The sequence below is a fragment of the Lentzea alba genome (assembly GCF_047445655.1).
In the GTDB taxonomy this organism is placed as follows: Bacteria; Actinomycetota; Actinomycetes; order Mycobacteriales; family Pseudonocardiaceae; genus Lentzea; species Lentzea alba_A.
This window is the reverse complement of record NZ_JAJAEG010000113.1, coordinates 1-514: the sequence shown is the minus strand read 5'-3', so window position 1 is coordinate 514 and position 514 is coordinate 1. Positions and strand designations below refer to the sequence as shown.

1 protein-coding gene and 1 pseudogene are annotated in these 514 nt (G+C 65.4%); one reads left to right on the top strand and one right to left on the bottom strand.

Annotation, left to right across the window (positions count from 1 at the left end):
* Positions 1 to 226, bottom strand: a pseudogene (locus LFM09_RS50135) (hypothetical protein); the annotation flags it as partial.
* 127 nt (positions 227 to 353) lie between these two features.
* Between LFM09_RS50135 and LFM09_RS50130 the strand changes: the two are divergent.
* Entirely contained in the window at positions 354 to 482 is a 129-nt protein-coding gene (locus LFM09_RS50130; RefSeq protein ID WP_414103738.1) for a hypothetical protein, read from the top strand.
* The last annotated feature ends 32 nt before the right edge of the window (positions 483 to 514 follow it).

Genomic DNA, 514 nt, shown 5'->3' with positions numbered 1-514 from the left:
CGTCGGTCACCGGCGGCTTGCCCTCACCGTCGTAGCGGACCCAGGCCCCCTCCTGGGCGAGCGCCGCTTCGCCGACGAACTCGCCGGTGCCCTCCAGCTTCTTCGCGAAGTCCTGCATGTACTTGATGTGCGTCGAGACCTCTTCCTCGGTCCACTGGTCCATCGGCACGTCGTTGACCGCTGCCGGGGCGCCGCGGTAGTGCTTGAGAAACAGGTACTTGGCCATCTCCGGTGAACTCCCTCGATGTGCTTGCGCCCTCATCCTGGCGCTTTCACCACGGGGACGGAGCCGTTCCCTGCCTCTCGACATCACCCCCTTCGGCTAGTTGTGGCAGTACGCGTTCTTGAAACCGATGAACGCGTCGACGACCCTGCCGTCCACCACCATGAACCGGAACATGGCGGCGGGGTTGCCGTCCGCGTCGGCGATCGGCTCTTCAGCAGTTGCGCGCTACTCCGTGATCGTCGGCGCGTTGCCGTAGAACGGGCGCACCTCAAGCCACTCGTGGATCGG

Excerpts from the sequence above, each read along its gene's own strand:
- LFM09_RS50130 (WP_414103738.1), top strand. The coding sequence starts at position 354 with ATGAACGCGTCGACGACCCTGCCGTCCACCACCATGAACCGGAACATG.